Origin of the sequence: Ponticaulis koreensis DSM 19734 (assembly GCF_000420665.1) — a bacterium.
GTDB classification, from domain to species: Bacteria; Pseudomonadota; Alphaproteobacteria; order Caulobacterales; family Hyphomonadaceae; genus Ponticaulis; species Ponticaulis koreensis.
The window spans coordinates 941,367-957,407 of the sequence record NZ_ATVJ01000001.1 but is presented as its reverse complement, the minus strand read 5'-3'; the positions used below and the strand labels follow the sequence as shown (position 1 = coordinate 957,407).

Below are 16,041 nucleotides of genomic sequence, written 5' to 3'. Positions count from 1 at the left end.
CAAACCCGTTTTTTACGAAGTGCTAGGCAGGAATTTCCCACCTCACCGTAAAGGAGGGCTTAACAAAGTCGTTAAGACAGAATGTTTTTTATCAGCCGCGGTACTGTTGTACGCGTGTAACTCGCAGTCCTTTCGACCCATGGCGGTCATAAAGTTTCTGCCAGCCGGAAAATTCTTCCTCGCTGAGATTGTAACGCTCGCACGCTTCCTTGAGCGTCAGAAGCCCACCACGCACGGCGGCAACAACTTCCGCTTTACGGCGAGTTACCCAACGACGAATCGTGGGTTCTGGAAGATCCTTAAGTGTGATCTGCTTTCCGTCTGGTCCCGGAACTGATGTGATCACCTGCGATTCATGCACCATCATCAAAGCCCTTCTTTTTGTGGCTCGGTTTGTCGATGGTCTGGTTATACAGGCAGAGTTTTAAGGTCAGACTTGAGCGCGCGTTTGGAATTAATGGAAACTTCCGGCAAATTTCATGCGCCTATAAACCATAAACCGGGAGCCTAAGCCCCCGGTTTTAAAGCGTTTTTTGTTCTGCGGTTAAATCGCAGATTTAAGACTTACTATCGCTTGATACGAATTAGCTCATCCAGCATCTCGTCGGCAGTTGTAACAATTTTAGAACTTGCCGAGTAAGCCCGTTGTGTCACGATGAGCGTTGTAAATTCTTCTGCGAGATCCACAGTAGACGCTTCAAGCGCGCGAGATTGCACCGCGCCTGCTCCGCCTTCTCTGGCAGCTTTCATGTTCAGCTGCCCCGAATCAGGGGACGCGGAGAATGCACCGCCCGGCTCCAGGTTGAGGCCAGACATGTTCGGGAAGGTCGCGAGCGGAAGCTGATAAATAGAGCGAGACAGACCGTTTGTGAAAAGCGCGTTCACATAACCATCCTTATCGACCTCTACCGACGACAGAACACCATATGCACGGCCATCGACTGTGGATTCGACCAACTCGTTCGGCGTGTCATATTGCGTAAGGCCGCCAGCCGTAAGCGCACCGCCAATGTCAAGGTTGAGTGTTTGCGCAGCGAGACCGGAAGCTGTGGCCCAACCGATTTGCGGATCTGTCGCTGTAGCGTTAGACGCCAGAATATCGATCGTGCTCGGAAGAGTCGAGTTTGCGAGATCAAGCTGGCCATCAGACGTAAACGCCACAACACCGCTCGCCAGAAGTCCATCTGGACGACCAGTTGCCTGAACATCTGACGCTGGTACAACATGAACTTCCGCGAACCACTCATTCGCGGTTGGGGATTTCATGAACGACATAGCCAGTGTGCGAATGCCACCGAGCGAATCATAAATTTGAACCGTGCTTTGGAAGTCTGGTGTGAAGTCACCTGACGCCATGCTCACATTCGGATTGGCAGCAAGGTCATATGTGCTCGCGGCAGGATTGATTGCCTGGGATGCTTCAAGGTTTGCCGAGAAGGAAATATTTTCCGTTGCCTGAGCCGCACCGCCAATATTGGACACGCGAACCGGTTCAAGAACAGACAGATCGGTAGGTCCAGTCGGGATCGGGTTGGTTTCATCAACCGGCCAGCCATAGAGGTAATAGCCGGAGGTATTTGCAAGATAACCTTCACTGTCAGGTTCGAACTGACCTGCACGGGTAAAGAAGTATCCGTCGGATGTAGTCGCGTTCGCCGCTTTCTGGCGCGTGACGAACATACCGTCGCCAGCAATCGCGAGGTGCGTAGAGAAAGAGCTGCTTTCCAGCGCGCCCTGCTCTTCAACCATTGTACGGTTCGAAGCGATCACACCGCCCGCATTATAGCTGGAGAACTGATCCTGTTGCAGAAGCAGAGCAGTAAAATCGGAACGCTGGCGCTTGAAGCCAACCGTGTTCGCATTCGCGATATTGTCAGATGTTACAGCGAGTGCAGACGCGTTCGCGCGCAGGCCGGATGTGCCGGCCAGAAGAGCTGTGTTGATACTCATAACTGAGTTACTCCTTGAAAGATCCCATCATCACATTGTTCATGTGTCGACCCTTCGTGGTCCGTTTCGCATTAGCGTGGCCGGTCATTTTAACCCGCCTTATAATTCAAGTTCGGGCTCAGCTAGCCGCCGCCAGTCTGAGCACCTGATCGAAATAGAAAGCACCGGCGGTCGTCGAGATCGCCGTCTGGTCCGTCGTCAGATCAACGCCTGAAACCTCGGCCCGGACGCGGACTGGTACGTTTACGGCCTCTCCGCTAGAATCCGTGGCCTGAATAATCATCTGATAAAAACCGTCTTCACGTACATCGCCGCTCGTGGTTTCACCGTTCCATTCAAAGCTCGCTGTTCCCTCAGTCGTGCTAAGCTCCTGCGAATAGACAATGTTCCCGCGCTGGTCCTGAATGGAAACCTTAGCCCCCTTAACGCCTTCCGGCATGTCGTAACGCCATTCAATTCCATCAGCGCCCAGTTCACCAACAAGCGAGTCGATCTCGACAATCTGTCCCAGATAACCGGACAGACCTGCGACCGTAGAATTATTCGTCAGCTGAATCAGCTGCGCCATATTCTGGTTCGTCTGAATTTGTTGTTCTACGCCAGAAAACTGAACGAGCTGATTTGTGAACTCGCTTGAGTCCACAGGCTCCAGAGGGTCCTGATTCTGAAGCTGCGCTGTCAGAAGATTGAGGAAGGTATCAAAGTTGGCAGACAGAGACGCGGACGCGCTCGATGCCTGGCTTTGAATTCCACTGACTGTTGATACCACATCAACCATTTAAACTGGCTCCTAGGCTTTCACATCGAGACGCTGTCTCGACCATGCCTGAATCTGAGGTGTCACAGTCCGCGCTTCTGCCGGTTGCTGCTCGGTGTCGGATGCCGCTTGCTGCAGCTCCGTCTGGTCACTACTATCACCTGAGTGAGTGAACGATTTCTTACTATTGTTCTGATCCAGCTCTACCTGAACGCCTTTATCCCCAAGATCGAAGCCCGCCTGGGTAAGAGCGTTCTCAAGTGAACGAAGACCACGTGTAAGCGCATCCGCTGCGACGGCCTCTTTAGCAGCCAGAACAGCCTGCACCCTGCCATCACGATCAACCTCAATACGCACATCCACTTTGCCAAGCTCTGCCGGATCGAGACGGATTTCAAAGCGTGATGTCTTGCCATCAAACTTTTGCAGCATTTTCTGGCTGACTTGCGCCAGAACCGCGGCTTGTGTCGCAGCCGCCCCGCGAAGATGAGCCGGAAGCGCCGCATCGGCGCGCGCAGCGCTGCGTTGCGCCTCGGTCATCTGCACATCACCAGCATCGGCCTCAGCGAGGTCCATTTCCTGTACAAAATCTTCGGGCAGAAGTTCAGACGCAGCCAGCTCCTTAGAAGATGAAACGGCCTGGGTGGCTGCCTGCGTCTGTGGTCCTGACTGGCCTTGCTGGCCATTTCCCTGCCCTGAAGATGTTGAGGACCCGTTCTGCGATGAAGCTCCATCCTGAACTCCCGCCGAAGACGTAGCTGCGCCTCCGGTCTGCGCAGTACCGGATGTCACTTTCCCCTCTCCGCCCTGAGAGGCAGAAGAAGCAGCCGCAGCGAAGGAATTGCTTTCAGGCAGTGCTTGCTTCAATGCCGTTTCGGCGCCCTGTGACGTGAGGCCGTTCAAAGGAATCGACATGCTGGCTGGAGCAGCTGATTTCAGAGTTTGACCTGCTGCCTGGCCCTGACCGGCAATTTCAACCGGCACCCGTCCAGTTGCTATGGCAGGGCGAGCGCCATTTCCATTCTGCGTCAGCGCATCAAGTGCTGATCCACCCGCTTTAGCAGGCGCTGTGGCATCGGCAGAATTTCCGGCGTCTCCTGCAAGCTGGTTTGCAGCCTGACCGTCAATATGAGGTCGCGCCCAACCGCCGGCAAAAATCGAGTCTTTATATATAGGATTACTCAGCGCTGTATCGGTTCTGATTTTGGAACCATCAGCATTGATCACCAATTCGGACGGCTGCGGAGGCGCCACGCCGGTGAGAGGCCCGGAGGATTGTGAAGGAAGCGCCTGCGCTGCAGATGCAGCGAATAAAGCCTGAACTTCGGGAGACACGAAACTATCAGTATAGGACGTACCAACAGCCTTTTGCGAGTTATTGCCCTGCTCAAGCAGCATCGCAAATTCACCAGCGTCGCCATCGAAAGCGCGCGACGGATCATCGGTAACAGTTTTCGCAACAGAAAGGCCAAATGGCACAATATTCATTTACATCTCCAGAGCGCCTGTCGCGCCTAAGAGATTAAAAGCAATCGGCTGGCCACATTTATTGACCGATTTTAACGATTTAAATTATAATAAAAACAGCACACTATTTAGACCTGCGGAAATCACCCCTCTATTTACATCAATCACGACAACATTTTTTGCCGGGTAGAACGGTAAAAACTGCCCTCTGCGCAGGTAAGCATTCCTTCCAAATAGTTGATTTCTCGCGGGAATATTTTTTGCACCTTGTAAAGGATTGCGAAATGTCCGCTCCATAAAATCTACCCCTGTATGAGTACATGCGCGCGCGGGCAAAGAGCGCCTTAGCGAAAGAGCAGACTTAAATTCAGCGGGTGATCCGATGAGCGTAAACAGTATCATGAATACAGGACTGAGCGCACTTCTGGCGAACCAGTCAGCGCTGCGCGTCACCTCTAACAATATCGCCAACGTCAATACTGAAGGCTATGTGCGTCAGGATGCTCGCACAGCTCAGACCGTCCTTAACGGTCAGGGCACTGGCGTCGAACTTATTGTTCAGCGCGCAGCAGACAGGTTTCTCGCCGCAGCGCATCTCTCAGGCATTTCCAATGCCGGGCAGTATCAGGCTACCGCGGGGCTTCTCGATCGCGCGCAGGCCGGTTTCGGCGACCCGACCAGTTCGACATCCATGTTCGCGGCAGTAGACAATCTTATGTCTGATGCAGCCGCACTTGCGAGCGATGCCTCGTCCTCGCTGCGCAAAACTGACTTTGTGTCATCCGTGAATGCGACCTTCCAGGACATTCAGGCGACCTTTGAAACCATTGATGGATTACGCGACGAAGCGCACCAGAAGCTGACAGTCGCAGTTTCAGACACCAACCAGATTTTGAGCCAGATTTCTGTTCTTAACGCCGAAATTCAGAAGTTCAGAATGGCTGGTGCTGACGCATCTGGCGCAGAAACCCAGCAAAGCCAGCTCATGGACCAACTGGCCGGTTATATCGACTTCAAAGTGACCCAGCGAGAGCTGGGCGGTGTAGAACTGCGTACAACGTCAGGGCTTCTGCTCGTCGACCACCGTGCAGCGGAGCTAGCCGTTAATCAGAGCACGGATGGTGCACGTTATCCTGGCGTCTCCATTTCACCCGCAGGGTCCGATGCCGAGCTCGATGTAACGCGCCAGATTCAATCCGGCGAAATTCGCGGCCTGCTAACAGCCCGTGATTCAGACCTGCCTGATCTTGCCTACTCTCTGGGTGAATATGCCTCCGCGCTCGCAGACCAACTCAATCAGGCACACAATGAAGGAACCGCTGTTCCGGCGCCAACCAGCCTGACCGGACGAGAAACGGGCTTGCTTGGCACGGACGCTCTAAACTTTACGGGCGCAGCGACATTCGCCGTTGTTGATTCTTCCGGCCGCACTATCGAGTCTGTGCAGGTCGATTTTGATGCTGGAACCCTGACGACCTCCGCTGGCGGCGTGACCGCAATGGGCGGCACGATTACGGGTTTCACATCGGCGCTGAACTCGGCGTTTGGCGGGTCTGCCACAGTCAGCTTTACAGACGGCGTGATGAGCCTGAGCGCCACCGGCACAAATGGAGTAGCCATTGCGCAGGACCCAACCAACCCATCTGATCGTGGTGGCCGCGGTGTATCTGCGTTCTTCGGACTCAATGATGTCGTGACGACATCACGTCCGGTCTTCTATCAGACCGGCCTCAGCGGGACTGACACTCATGGTATCACGAGCGGTGACATCACCTTTGGCATCCGGAACGGAAATGGTGATCTGATACAGTCGATTACCTACACTCCCGGCGGCACAACATTTGATGACATTATCAACGATCTGAATGGCGCTGGTGTTCTGGGAAGTTTCGCAACGGCGTCGCTCGACGCCAATGGCAGCCTGACAATCTCGCCAAACACAGCCGGCAGTGTTGCCGTTATCGATGTCATTTCAGACACCACACTTCGCGGCACAACCGGGACTTCACTCAGCGCCATTTTCGGCCTTGGTATTGAAGGCCCTGCCGAGCGCGCGCGCGGCCTTTCGCTCAAAGACGAATTAAGCCTCAGCCCAAGCCTTCTGGCGACGTCGAAGTTTGACACGACTGCAACTGCGGTAGGTTCCGTTGGCGTGGCTGCTGGCAGCAATGACGGCGCACTCGCGCTTCAGGGCGCACTCGGCAGCGCTGTAAATCTACGCACCATGCAGGGCGCGGAATATCTCAACCTATCGCTCACCGATGCGGCAGCGCAAATCGCGTCCGACGCAGGCTCCAAGGCGACAACGCTTCTGAACAGAGCCGAGGCTTCAGAGGCGCTGAGAGAAGAAGCCAAGCTTCGCCGCGCATCTGCAGAGGGCGTCAATCTGGACGAAGAAATGGTCAATATGACTGTCTTCCAACAAAGCTATTCGGCAGCTTCGCGCCTCATTCAGGCGTCGAAGGACATGTACGATACGCTGCTAAACATGGTGTAGGACCTGAATTCGCATGACACGCATCGCCTCCAGCATGATCAATTCAAACGCGCTGACCGATTTGCAGCGCGCACAGCGCGAACTGTTTGACGCGCAGCGCAAGACCGCCACCCAGCGCGAAGCCGAAGACCTGAAAGGCTATGGTTCGGATGCCCGCACTGTCGTCAGCCTTGATCGCATGCGCGCGCAGGCCGAAGCCTATAAAGCGTCAGCCGAAGAACTGACCACACGCCTTGATTTACAGGATGCACATATCGGCCGCGCGGCTGACGTTGTCGGCACGCTCCGCGAAAAGCTGACTAACGCGCTGGCTCTTGGCGATCTCTCTTCCGTCGGTAGCGATATTTCTGCCGCGTTTTCCGACCTCAAGTCCTCTTTCAACGCGACGCTGAACGGCAAATACATGTTCGGAGGCAATCTCCCGACCGAAGCGCCCATCGTCACCGATTCAATCAGCGATCTCGCCAATAATCCGCTCGCAGATGCTGTGAACTCAGATGCGAGCGCCGTTCAGGTACGTATCGACAAATCCCGCCTCGTAGACGAAGCGCCTCTCGCACATGAGATTTCCCAAGAGTCTCTGACCATTCTGCGTGACCTTCAGATATTCGCTGAAAGCGTGGACGGCCCGTTCTCCGAGAACCCGACGCAAGCCCAGCAAGACGCAATCAAATCAGCTCTGTCGCAGATGAAATCTGTTTATGAGGGCTTGATTGAGGCACAAGGAAAAAACGGCCGCGTGCTCAATGAGACTGATGCGGCGATTGAACGCCACACCTCTGAACGTGACCTTCTGGAATCTCTGTCCGCGAACATAACAGATGTAGATCTCGCGGAAGTCGCAGTGCAACTCAATCAGGCACAGCTTCAATATCAGGCGACAGCTTCGGTGTTTAACACCATTCAGGACCTGTCTCTGGTCAACCTGCTGCGATAGTTCGGGTCAGCCGATCACGTTGAAGCGTTTGCGGTCGAAAAAGGCCAAAACGCTCTTCAACTCATGTCCGCGTTTCAAAATTACGCCTTCCGCGGAAACAATAGAAAATGCACCCTGGCGCCTTGCCAGTGCGGGCTGTTTTTCGACACGATATATCGGCATTTCAGCGGCGCGCTTGAATATGGAAAAGACGGCGCGGTCTTTATGCATGTTGAGCGCGTAGTCCCGCCACTCGCCGGCGGCAACCATACGGCCATACACGCCCATTATCTGATCAAGTTCGAGCCGATGAAAGAAAACCGGCTCGTGAGTTTTCGCGTTATTCGTACGAGTTTGAACGTTCATTCAGATACCATGCGCTTCCACACTCACTAGACCAGAGTGAGGGTCTGTTTGTGAAGAAGATTTAATCAAAAACACAAACTTGCCGCAAATCACCCCCTTCTTTGCCTATCACGATACCCAATATTGAAAGGGTCGGGCGCTGGCAGGTGTTCGCTCCAGACCCATCAGCCCCCCAGCCCCCTGGGCGTTCGCTAATGCCGGTACCCGACACCCGTTCAAACGGGACACATGATGAAACTCCCCAATCAAAACGCGTTGCCTCTGGTAACGCGTTTTTTGGTAACCAAATCTGTGGCATGTTCCCCGTGGACGGGAGTGGCAGTGTGGACACGATTGTAACGGCATCGAAACTAACCAAACGGTATCGCGCTCATACCGCGCTGGATGGCGTCAGCTTCGAATTACATAAGGGCGAAATTGTTGGCCTGCTTGGTCTCAATGGTGCTGGCAAATCCACAACGCTGTCACTTCTCACAGGAAGGCTACTACCCGATGAGGGGCATGTCAGTATTCTCGGCCATGATCTTTCATCAGACCTTCGCGCCGCGCAGGCCTGTTTCGGCTTTCTGCCTGAAGGCGCGCCTCTGTTTGAAGACCTGACGGTTGAAGCACATCTCAAAACCCTCGCCGGGCTCCGCATTGGTATCACCGAGGGCGATGTCTCAAGCGCGATAAAGCGCTTCAATCTTGAAAATGTCCGTACCAAGACGATTGAAACCTTGTCTAAAGGCTATAAGCGCAGAACCGCGCTCGCTGGTGCCTTTCTCGGCAACCCGAAAATCCTGTTTCTCGACGAGCCGACTGACGGGCTCGATCCGTTCCAGAAAGACAACGTGCTTGAAAGCCTTGCAAGTCACAGAGACGAGCAAACCCTTCTGATCTCCACCCATAGCCTAGAAGACGTTGGCGCGATCTGTGACCGGATAATCGTCCTGAGTGCCGGTAAGAAGGTATTTGATGACCGCACTATTGCGCTTGCGGCACGCGCACGCGACGGCACGCTGAAAACAGCCTTCGCAGACCTTCTTCAGGACGCGGAGGCACAATCGTGAGCCCTTTCAAGTCTGTCTGCAAACGTGAACTTCGTGCGTTCTTCGCAAGCCCGCTCGCTTACGTATTCATTGGCGTGTATCTGTTACTCTCCGGTCTCGCCACGTGGAATATTGCCCGCCTCTTTGATACGGCACGGGTCGATCTTGATCCGCTCTTCCAGTTCCAGCCCTGGTTTCTGGCGATCCTTGCGCCAGCCATCGGCATGCGGCTCTGGAGTGAAGACCTTAAAAGCCGCTCGTCGGATATCTATTTCACCGCACCCGTCCCGCTCATAAAGATTCATCTGGCTAAAGCGCTTGCAGGCCTCACAGTGCTGATCGCCGCTCTGGCTGCAACGCTCCCCTACTGGATTGTGGTCAGCTATCTAGGTGCGCCGGACCATGGGCTGATCGCGCTCAATTATCTGCATCTGATACTGATCAGCGCGCTTTTTCTGATAATTTCAATGACCTTCTCTGCCGTGACACGCCAGCAAGTCGTTGCGCTTGTGCTTGGTGTAACCGTCAATCTCATTCTGCTGGTCGCAGGACTGAACATTGTCACCGATATTGCCGGAAACCTGCCCGCGCGCCTTTTAACGGGCTGGCTTGATAGTTTCGGGCTATTCTCGCTGCTGACAAATGCTCAGCGCGGCGTTTTAAGGCTTTCTGATCCACTGATTTATCTCAGCCTGATGGCCCTGTTCTGCATTGCGGGCGTCACGCTTCTCGATGCGCGCCGGAGACCTGGGCATCCAGTCTGGCGAAGCTGGACAGGCGCAACACTTGCCGTTCTATTTCTGGGCTTTCCTGCACTGCGGGCAACGCTCGATCTCACCATCGGGCAAGTGCGGATTGATGTCACAGGATACCAACTCAATACGCTCTCTCCCGGCGCACGAGCGCTTGCGGCATCCGTAGAAGAACCGATTGATCTCACACTGTTCTACAGTGAAGACATTGGAGCAGAATACCCGAACATCCGCGCGCACGCAGACAGGGTAGAAGCGCTCCTGAACGCCTTTGCCGTCGCTTCGAATGGCAATATCCGTATTCGGATGGTCAATCCCGCCCCCTTCTCTTCCGGTGAAGATCTCGCGATTACGCAAGGCATCTCCGCTGTTCCAACCGAGGGGATCGACCCGCTCTATTTCGGCCTGAGTGGTAGAAATCTGGTTGATGATCAGAAAGCTATTCCATTCCTTGCACCCGAGCAGGATCATCGCCTGGAGTTTGAAGTCGCGCGAATGATTTCTCAACTGGATAGTGTGACGCGATCCCGTCTCGGAATATTGTCAGACATTCCAGCGCTCGACGACGTGATCACCGGCACTCAGAGATCGGCGATCCAGCGCGCGATAGAAGATCAGTATCAGGTGAGCTGGCTGACGGGTGATATGTACTCTCTGCCAGACGGTCTTGAAGCGATTATCATAGCCCAGCCGGAGCATCTCAGCACTTATACGCTTTATCTTCTCGATCAGTATCTCCTCTCTGGTGGCAATCTGATTGTGCTGGCAGACCCTGAGCCGGTGATGCATCAAACCCGCCAGATCGCAGAGCCCTTGCGGGGCTGGATGACAGGCTGGGGGCTTACGCTGACGAGCGATATCGTCGCCGACGAAAGCCTCGGCCTGCCTGTGACGGTGCAATCAGCCTCCGGAAACCGTACAGTCAGCCAGCCAATATTCCCTGCGCCCGGACCGGCTCTGTTTGATCGGGAAGATTTTCTGACCGCCAATCTCAGGCAACCGATAAACTTCGGGGCCGCGGGATATCTGGTATTTGACGATAGTGATGCGGTCAGCCTGACACCGCTCGTGTCCACCAGCGATACACCTGCTCTCATATCCGCAGACGCACGGAGCAATGTGTCTCTTACGCCAACGACGGCCCGAAATGTGATGCAACCGCATGAAGGGGCCATCACGCTTGCCGCGCGGCTGAGTGGCTCATTCCCATCATTCTTTACGGCCGCTCCGCAGCCGGACCTGCCGGATGACCCTGTACTGGCGCGCCTCGCTGCAAGCGAAGTGAACTCAAACACCGGTTTTATAAGTCAGGGACAGCAGGCCAATATCCTGTTTATTCCGGATACGGATATTCTGTTCGATGCGTTCTATATAAATCCTCAGGACGGCACGACGATTGCGGACAACCGTGCCTTCCTGATGACGGCGATTGACCAGTTCGCGGGAAATCCTGAACTTGCCCGGCTCCGCGCTCGCCCACCTGCAATTCGCCCAATGACACGGGTTACAGAGCTTCGTAACGAAGCCGAAACGTTATATCTCGCTGAACAGACCGCAATCGAAGACCGGCTATTTGGACTCGAAGCAGAGATTGAAGCCTCAAGCGAAGCAGATAACGTCCGTCTACAAACGGAATACCTTCAAGCCCGCGAAGCCTTACGCGATCTTCAGCGTCAGTTCAGACAAAAGATCGACGGTCTGGAAGCATGGCTTCGCTGGTGGACAATCTGGTTTCCGGCACTGCTCGCATTCCTGCTCAGCGCGACCATCAGGCTTTGGGTCAGGAGGTTTGCTCGATGACTTTCGTCGAGAAAATGCCTGCTAAAACTCGTTTCGTTATCGTAACGTTGTTTGTCCTGACGCTTTGTCTGTTCCTTCTGGTGCATAGCATCCTGACCTCAGTGCCGCAGAACAGCTCTGTTGATACCCGCCCGCTTTATTCAAGCGACGCGATTTCCAGCGCGCAGGAGATTGAGATCACCACCTCTGAAGCGATGTACACGCTCGTCAGATCGGGCGATGCGTGGACCCTACGCGAGAAAGCCGACTTCCCTGCCCGGCAGGAAAGTGTCTCTGAACTTTTGAGCGCGCTTCAGGTTTTGGCGCCCGCAGCCCGTTCTACGGCTCTGGCAGAGCGTCATGCCAGCATCGGCCTTACAGACCCGGACGAAGGCGGGTATGGCGCGGCCATCAGACTCGATGATCAGGACGACGTATTCATTTTTGGACGAAAAGACGCCGCTCAATACGGTCGCCTCCGCGGCGATGATCAGACCTGGCGCCTGAACGAAGTCCTGCCCCCGCTTTACAACGCGCTGCGCTGGATTTCACTCGGAAACAACACGCTTCCGCGCCCGCAAGATGACGTGACCGCCATAAGCATTCGGGGCGGCGGGCAAACGGCAGCCATTCTGCGAAATGGTGAAAACTGGGTCACCGATCAGGGCGAGGTTATTCCGGAAGAGACAATCGATGCCGCGATCTTCACCTCCCGATTTCTGGAATTTGAAGATGTGCGCCGCGAAGGCCTGACACGGGCCTATTACACTATCTATTTCGACTATGCCGGTGACCGCATGCAGGCAATAGAACTCCTGCAGGACAATGATGCCGTCTGGGCACGCTTCCGCTTTGAGGGATTTGGCGACGACATGCAGCTATATGCGGGACGGGAGTTCAAAATCGACGAACTATCCGCGCTCGATCTCGCGCTGGAACTTTAACCCGTCACCAATGGGACTGTGCCGAAATCGAGAATTTCGTAAGAGTCCTGCTCCTGCAGAATAACCAGGCAGGCTTCGTGCTCGCACTCAAATGTGAAGCTCGCGCCGGACGTGCCATCCCAGGTGCCGATTTTGTCTAGCCCGGTTGCAATATTCATATGCGGAAGATCCGTGCCGGAATTACCGCCGCGATCAGGGCTGAGAACTGTGATGCCCGGACGATAGCCGACAAGCCAGATATCTGACGGCGCAACAGGCTGAGGCGTTGAAATTTCAACAAGCGAATCCGTCACATGCACACGCGTTCCCGGATCGGCCTCGTGATCCACATGATGGATACGCTCTACAATATTGGATTCGGATACGCCCGAATTCTGCGTGCAGCCATCGACAACAACCTGCGGCGTATACGGACCGCGAAGGTCAAACGCTTCTGCATAATTGCGCTGGCGAACAAGAAACTCAGGCTCGGCGTATGGCTCTTCGACGCCCATATATTCCCAGTAAGGTACGGACCATACGATCGGGAAAATATGCTGATCTTCTTCTGTCAGATTGATCAGAATTTCGTTTGCTGTCGGGCATGCGACGCAGCTCTGGCTCGAAAACAGCTCAACCAGTATCGGACGTGAGGTCACAGAGTCGGCCTGTGCAGACAGGCCATTCAGGCACATCACACCAGCGCTCAATAAAAACAGGGATCTGAAATCAGTTTTTCTCATGGGACCAAATTAGCTAAGCTGACGCACACTTACCAATCAACTGGCTGTGACCAATAGTACAAATAGCAGTTCCCATGAAAAAAGCCCCGCGGCACATGGCTACGGGGCTTTTTCGCATACTTTGGGCAGGTTTTAGCCTGCTTCACTCGCCAGATTGCGCAGCACATAGTGCAGGATGCCGCCATTATTGAAGTAATCCAGCTCGTTTTGCGTATCGATGCGCAGCTTCGCCAGAACGATATCGTGCTCACCGCTCGGGAACTCGATCAGGACTTCAACATCCTGACGCGGCTTCAGATCAGCAATGCCCTTGATCGTGACGATCTCATCGCCCTTCATACCAAGGTCGTGCCAGCCTTTGCCTTCCGGCAGTTGAAGCGGAACCACACCCATACCGATCAGGTTGGAGCGGTGAATACGCTCGAAACTGTCTGCGAGAACAGCGCGCACACCAAGAAGGTTAGTACCTTTCGCCGCCCAGTCACGCGATGAGCCTGTACCGTATTGCTCGCCAGCAAACACAACGAGCTCTCTTCCGACATCTTTGTACTTCATCGCCGCATCATAGATCGACATGACGTCGCCCTGAGGCCAGAGCTTGGTCACGCCGCCCTCAGTACCCGGAACCATCTGGTTCTTGATGCGGATATTGGCAAACGTACCGCGCATCATGACCTCATGATTACCGCGTCGTGAGCCGTAAGAGTTGAACTCGGAGACCGGCACACCATTCTCCGCCAGCCAGCGGCCCGCAGGACTATCGGCTTTGATATTACCCGCAGGCGAGATGTGGTCCGTCGTGATTGATTCAGCGAACAGGCCGAGAATATTGGCTTTCTCGATGTCGTTGATCGCATCTGGCTCCATCGTCATGCCTGCGAAATATGGTGGGTTCGCCACGTATGTGGATTCAGGCCAGCCATATGTCTCGCCGCCTTTCACCTCAATTTTTTGCCAGTGCTCGTCACCTTTGAACACGTCGCCGTAACGCGTGTCGAACATTTCAGGTGTCACGCATTCACGAACAACAGCCGTAATCTCTTCGTTCGATGGCCAGACGTCTGAGAGGTATACCGGCTCATTCTCATCATCATATCCGATCGGATCCTGCGTGAGATTGATGTTCATAGAGCCTGCCAGCGCGTAAGCGACAACCAGTGGCGGGCTCGCCAGATAGTTGGCGCGAACGTCAGGGTTTACGCGGCCCTCAAAGTTCCGGTTACCGGAGAGAACTGACGTCGCAACGAGGTCAGCCTCGCTGATCGCTTTGGAGATTTTCTCAGGCAGCGGACCAGAGTTACCGATACAGGTCGTACAACCATAACCGACCAGATCGAAACCAAGCTTGTCGAGGTCATCCTGAAGACCAGCTTTCGCCAGATAATCGGTTACGACCTGAGAGCCTGGTGCGAGCGACGTCTTCACCCATGGTTTCACTGTAAGACCGCGCTCGACTGCCTTCTTGGCAACAAGGCCGGCTGCAATCATGACAGACGGGTTGGATGTATTTGTACAGGATGTGATCGCCGCGATGACAACATCGCCATGGCCGATAGAATACTCTTCACCATCGACTTTAGCACGCTTAGTCGCTTCATCGAGCTTGTTGAATTCAGTGCCCAGCGTTGTTGCAAAGGCGTCGGCAGCATCATCCAGAATAATACGGTCTTGCGGGCGTTTCGGGCCGGCAATGCTCGGGCGGACTGTAGAAATATCAAGCTCGAGTGTGTCGGTATAGACAGGGTCTCCCATATCAGCGCGCCACATACCCTGCGCTTTCGCATAGGCTTTGACGAGTTCGATCTGCTCTTCAGAACGGCCGGTTGTTTTCAGATAATCCAGCGTTTCGTCATCGACCGGGAAGAAGCCACACGTTGCGCCATATTCCGGCGCCATGTTTGAAATTGTTGCCTCGTCTTCAAGAGACAGATTGGCAAGACCCGGGCCGTAGAATTCAACGAACTTACCAACCACGCCTTTCTCACGAAGCAGGTCGACGACAACCAGAACGAGGTCAGTCGCTGTAACGCCCTCGGCCAGCTTGCCGGTGAGTTTGAAGCCGATGACTTCAGGGATCAGCATTGAGACCGGCTGGCCGAGCATAGCCGCCTCCGCTTCAATACCGCCCACACCCCAGCCGAGGACCGACAGGCCATTCACCATTGTGGTGTGAGAGTCCGTACCAACACAGGTATCCGGGTAGGCGATCATTTCGCCGCCCTCTTCCTTGGTCCAGACAGTGCGGGCCAGATATTCAAGGTTTACCTGGTGGCAGATACCAGTGCCCGGCGGCACAGCGCGGAAGTTTTCAAAGGCGGTCTGGCCCCATTTCAGGAACTCATAACGCTCAGCGTTACGTTCGTACTCGCGCGCCACGTTCTTTTCAAACGAGTCTGCATGGCCGAAATAGTCCACCATGACCGAGTGGTCGATGACCAGATCAACAGGCACTTGCGGATTAATCGCCTTCGGGTCAGCGCCCAGCGCCTTAGCAGCGTCACGCATGGCAGCAAGGTCAACGACGGCGGGAACGCCGGTGAAATCCTGCATGAGGACGCGCGCCGGACGATAAGCAATTTCATGCTGGGCAGAGCCTTTATCGGTCAGCCATGCCGCGAACGCTTTGATATCGTCTGCGGTGACTGTCGTGCCATCCTCGAACCTCAACATGTTCTCAAGAAGCACTTTGAGAGAGGCCGGGAGACTGGTTACATCACCAAGGCCATTCGCCGCAGCTGCTTCGAGACTGAAATAGGTATAAGTCTTGTCGCCTACGGTAAGTGTTTTCTTGGACTTGAAGCTGTCGAGAGATGCCATGGGCTTTTCTTCCTTCCTGCGTATATGCAAACTGGCTACACAT

At 54.5% G+C, this 16,041-nt stretch carries 13 protein-coding genes; 5 read left to right on the top strand and 8 right to left on the bottom strand.

Going from position 1 to position 16,041, the window contains the following annotated elements:
- Nucleotides 1-91: 91 nt before the first annotated feature.
- The 5 genes from sciP to G523_RS21370 all read right to left on the bottom strand — a co-directional run bounded on the left by sciP (nt 92) and on the right by G523_RS21370 (nt 4,471).
- A complete protein-coding gene (gene sciP, locus G523_RS0105075; RefSeq protein ID WP_022693950.1) occupies nt 92-367 on the bottom strand; it encodes a CtrA inhibitor SciP in 276 nt (91 codons plus the stop codon).
- Nucleotides 368-567: 200 nt separating this feature from the next.
- Nucleotides 568-1,950, bottom strand: coding sequence for a flagellar hook protein FlgE (locus G523_RS0105070; protein WP_022693949.1), 1,383 nt, complete (start codon nt 1,948-1,950; stop codon nt 568-570).
- Between the two features lie 118 nt (nt 1,951-2,068).
- The gene (locus G523_RS0105065) at nt 2,069-2,728 is read right to left on the bottom strand and encodes a flagellar hook assembly protein FlgD (RefSeq protein WP_022693948.1); all 660 of its coding nucleotides are present in this window, start codon (nt 2,726-2,728) and stop codon (nt 2,069-2,071) included.
- Between the two features lie 12 nt (nt 2,729-2,740).
- Nucleotides 2,741-4,195 (bottom strand): flagellar hook-length control protein FliK, encoded by a 1,455-nt coding sequence (locus tag G523_RS0105060; protein ID WP_022693947.1) that lies wholly within the window; start codon nt 4,193-4,195, stop codon nt 2,741-2,743.
- A gap of 84 nt (nt 4,196-4,279) precedes the next feature.
- On the bottom strand, nt 4,280-4,471 hold the full coding sequence (locus G523_RS21370) for a hypothetical protein (protein WP_155802588.1): 192 nt from the start codon (nt 4,469-4,471) through the stop codon (nt 4,280-4,282).
- A gap of 85 nt (nt 4,472-4,556) precedes the next feature.
- Between G523_RS21370 and flgK the strand changes: the two genes are divergently transcribed.
- The gene (flgK, locus tag G523_RS0105055; RefSeq protein ID WP_022693946.1) at nt 4,557-6,671 is read left to right on the top strand and encodes a flagellar hook-associated protein FlgK; all 2,115 of its coding nucleotides are present in this window, start codon (nt 4,557-4,559) and stop codon (nt 6,669-6,671) included.
- A gap of 13 nt (nt 6,672-6,684) precedes the next feature.
- On the top strand, nt 6,685-7,608 hold the full coding sequence (locus tag G523_RS0105050; RefSeq protein WP_022693945.1) for a flagellin: 924 nt from the start codon (nt 6,685-6,687) through the stop codon (nt 7,606-7,608).
- Nucleotides 7,609-7,614: 6 nt separating this feature from the next.
- Here the strand turns inward: G523_RS0105050 and G523_RS18045 are convergent, their stop codons facing one another.
- Entirely contained in the window at nt 7,615-7,953 is a 339-nt protein-coding gene (locus G523_RS18045; RefSeq protein WP_022693944.1) for a DUF2794 domain-containing protein, read from the bottom strand.
- 323 nt (nt 7,954-8,276) lie between these two features.
- On the opposite strand from G523_RS18045, the gene G523_RS18040 reads away from it, so the two are divergent.
- The 3 genes from G523_RS18040 to G523_RS0105025 are packed head-to-tail and all read left to right on the top strand — an operon-like array spanning nt 8,277 to nt 12,459.
- Entirely contained in the window at nt 8,277-9,005 is a 729-nt protein-coding gene (locus G523_RS18040; RefSeq protein WP_022693943.1) for an ABC transporter ATP-binding protein, read from the top strand.
- Entirely contained in the window at nt 9,002-11,536 is a 2,535-nt protein-coding gene (locus tag G523_RS0105030) for a Gldg family protein (protein WP_022693942.1), read from the top strand. The genes G523_RS18040 and G523_RS0105030 overlap by 4 nt, the downstream gene beginning before the upstream one ends.
- Nucleotides 11,533-12,459, top strand: a complete 927-nt coding sequence (locus G523_RS0105025) for a DUF4340 domain-containing protein (RefSeq protein WP_022693941.1) — start codon at nt 11,533-11,535, stop codon at nt 12,457-12,459. Before G523_RS0105030 ends, G523_RS0105025 begins: the two co-directional genes overlap by 4 nt.
- On the opposite strand, the gene G523_RS0105020 is transcribed toward G523_RS0105025, so the two are convergent.
- The gene (locus G523_RS0105020; protein ID WP_033232315.1) at nt 12,456-13,133 is read right to left on the bottom strand and encodes a DUF1223 domain-containing protein; all 678 of its coding nucleotides are present in this window, start codon (nt 13,131-13,133) and stop codon (nt 12,456-12,458) included. The two genes, G523_RS0105025 and G523_RS0105020, sit on opposite strands and share 4 nt — an antisense overlap.
- Nucleotides 13,134-13,313: 180 nt before the next feature.
- Nucleotides 13,314-15,998 carry an aconitate hydratase AcnA gene (gene acnA, locus G523_RS0105015; protein WP_022693939.1) on the bottom strand — a complete coding sequence of 895 codons (2,685 nt, stop codon included), beginning with the start codon at nt 15,996-15,998 and terminating at the stop codon, nt 13,314-13,316.
- Nucleotides 15,999-16,041 lie beyond the last annotated feature (43 nt).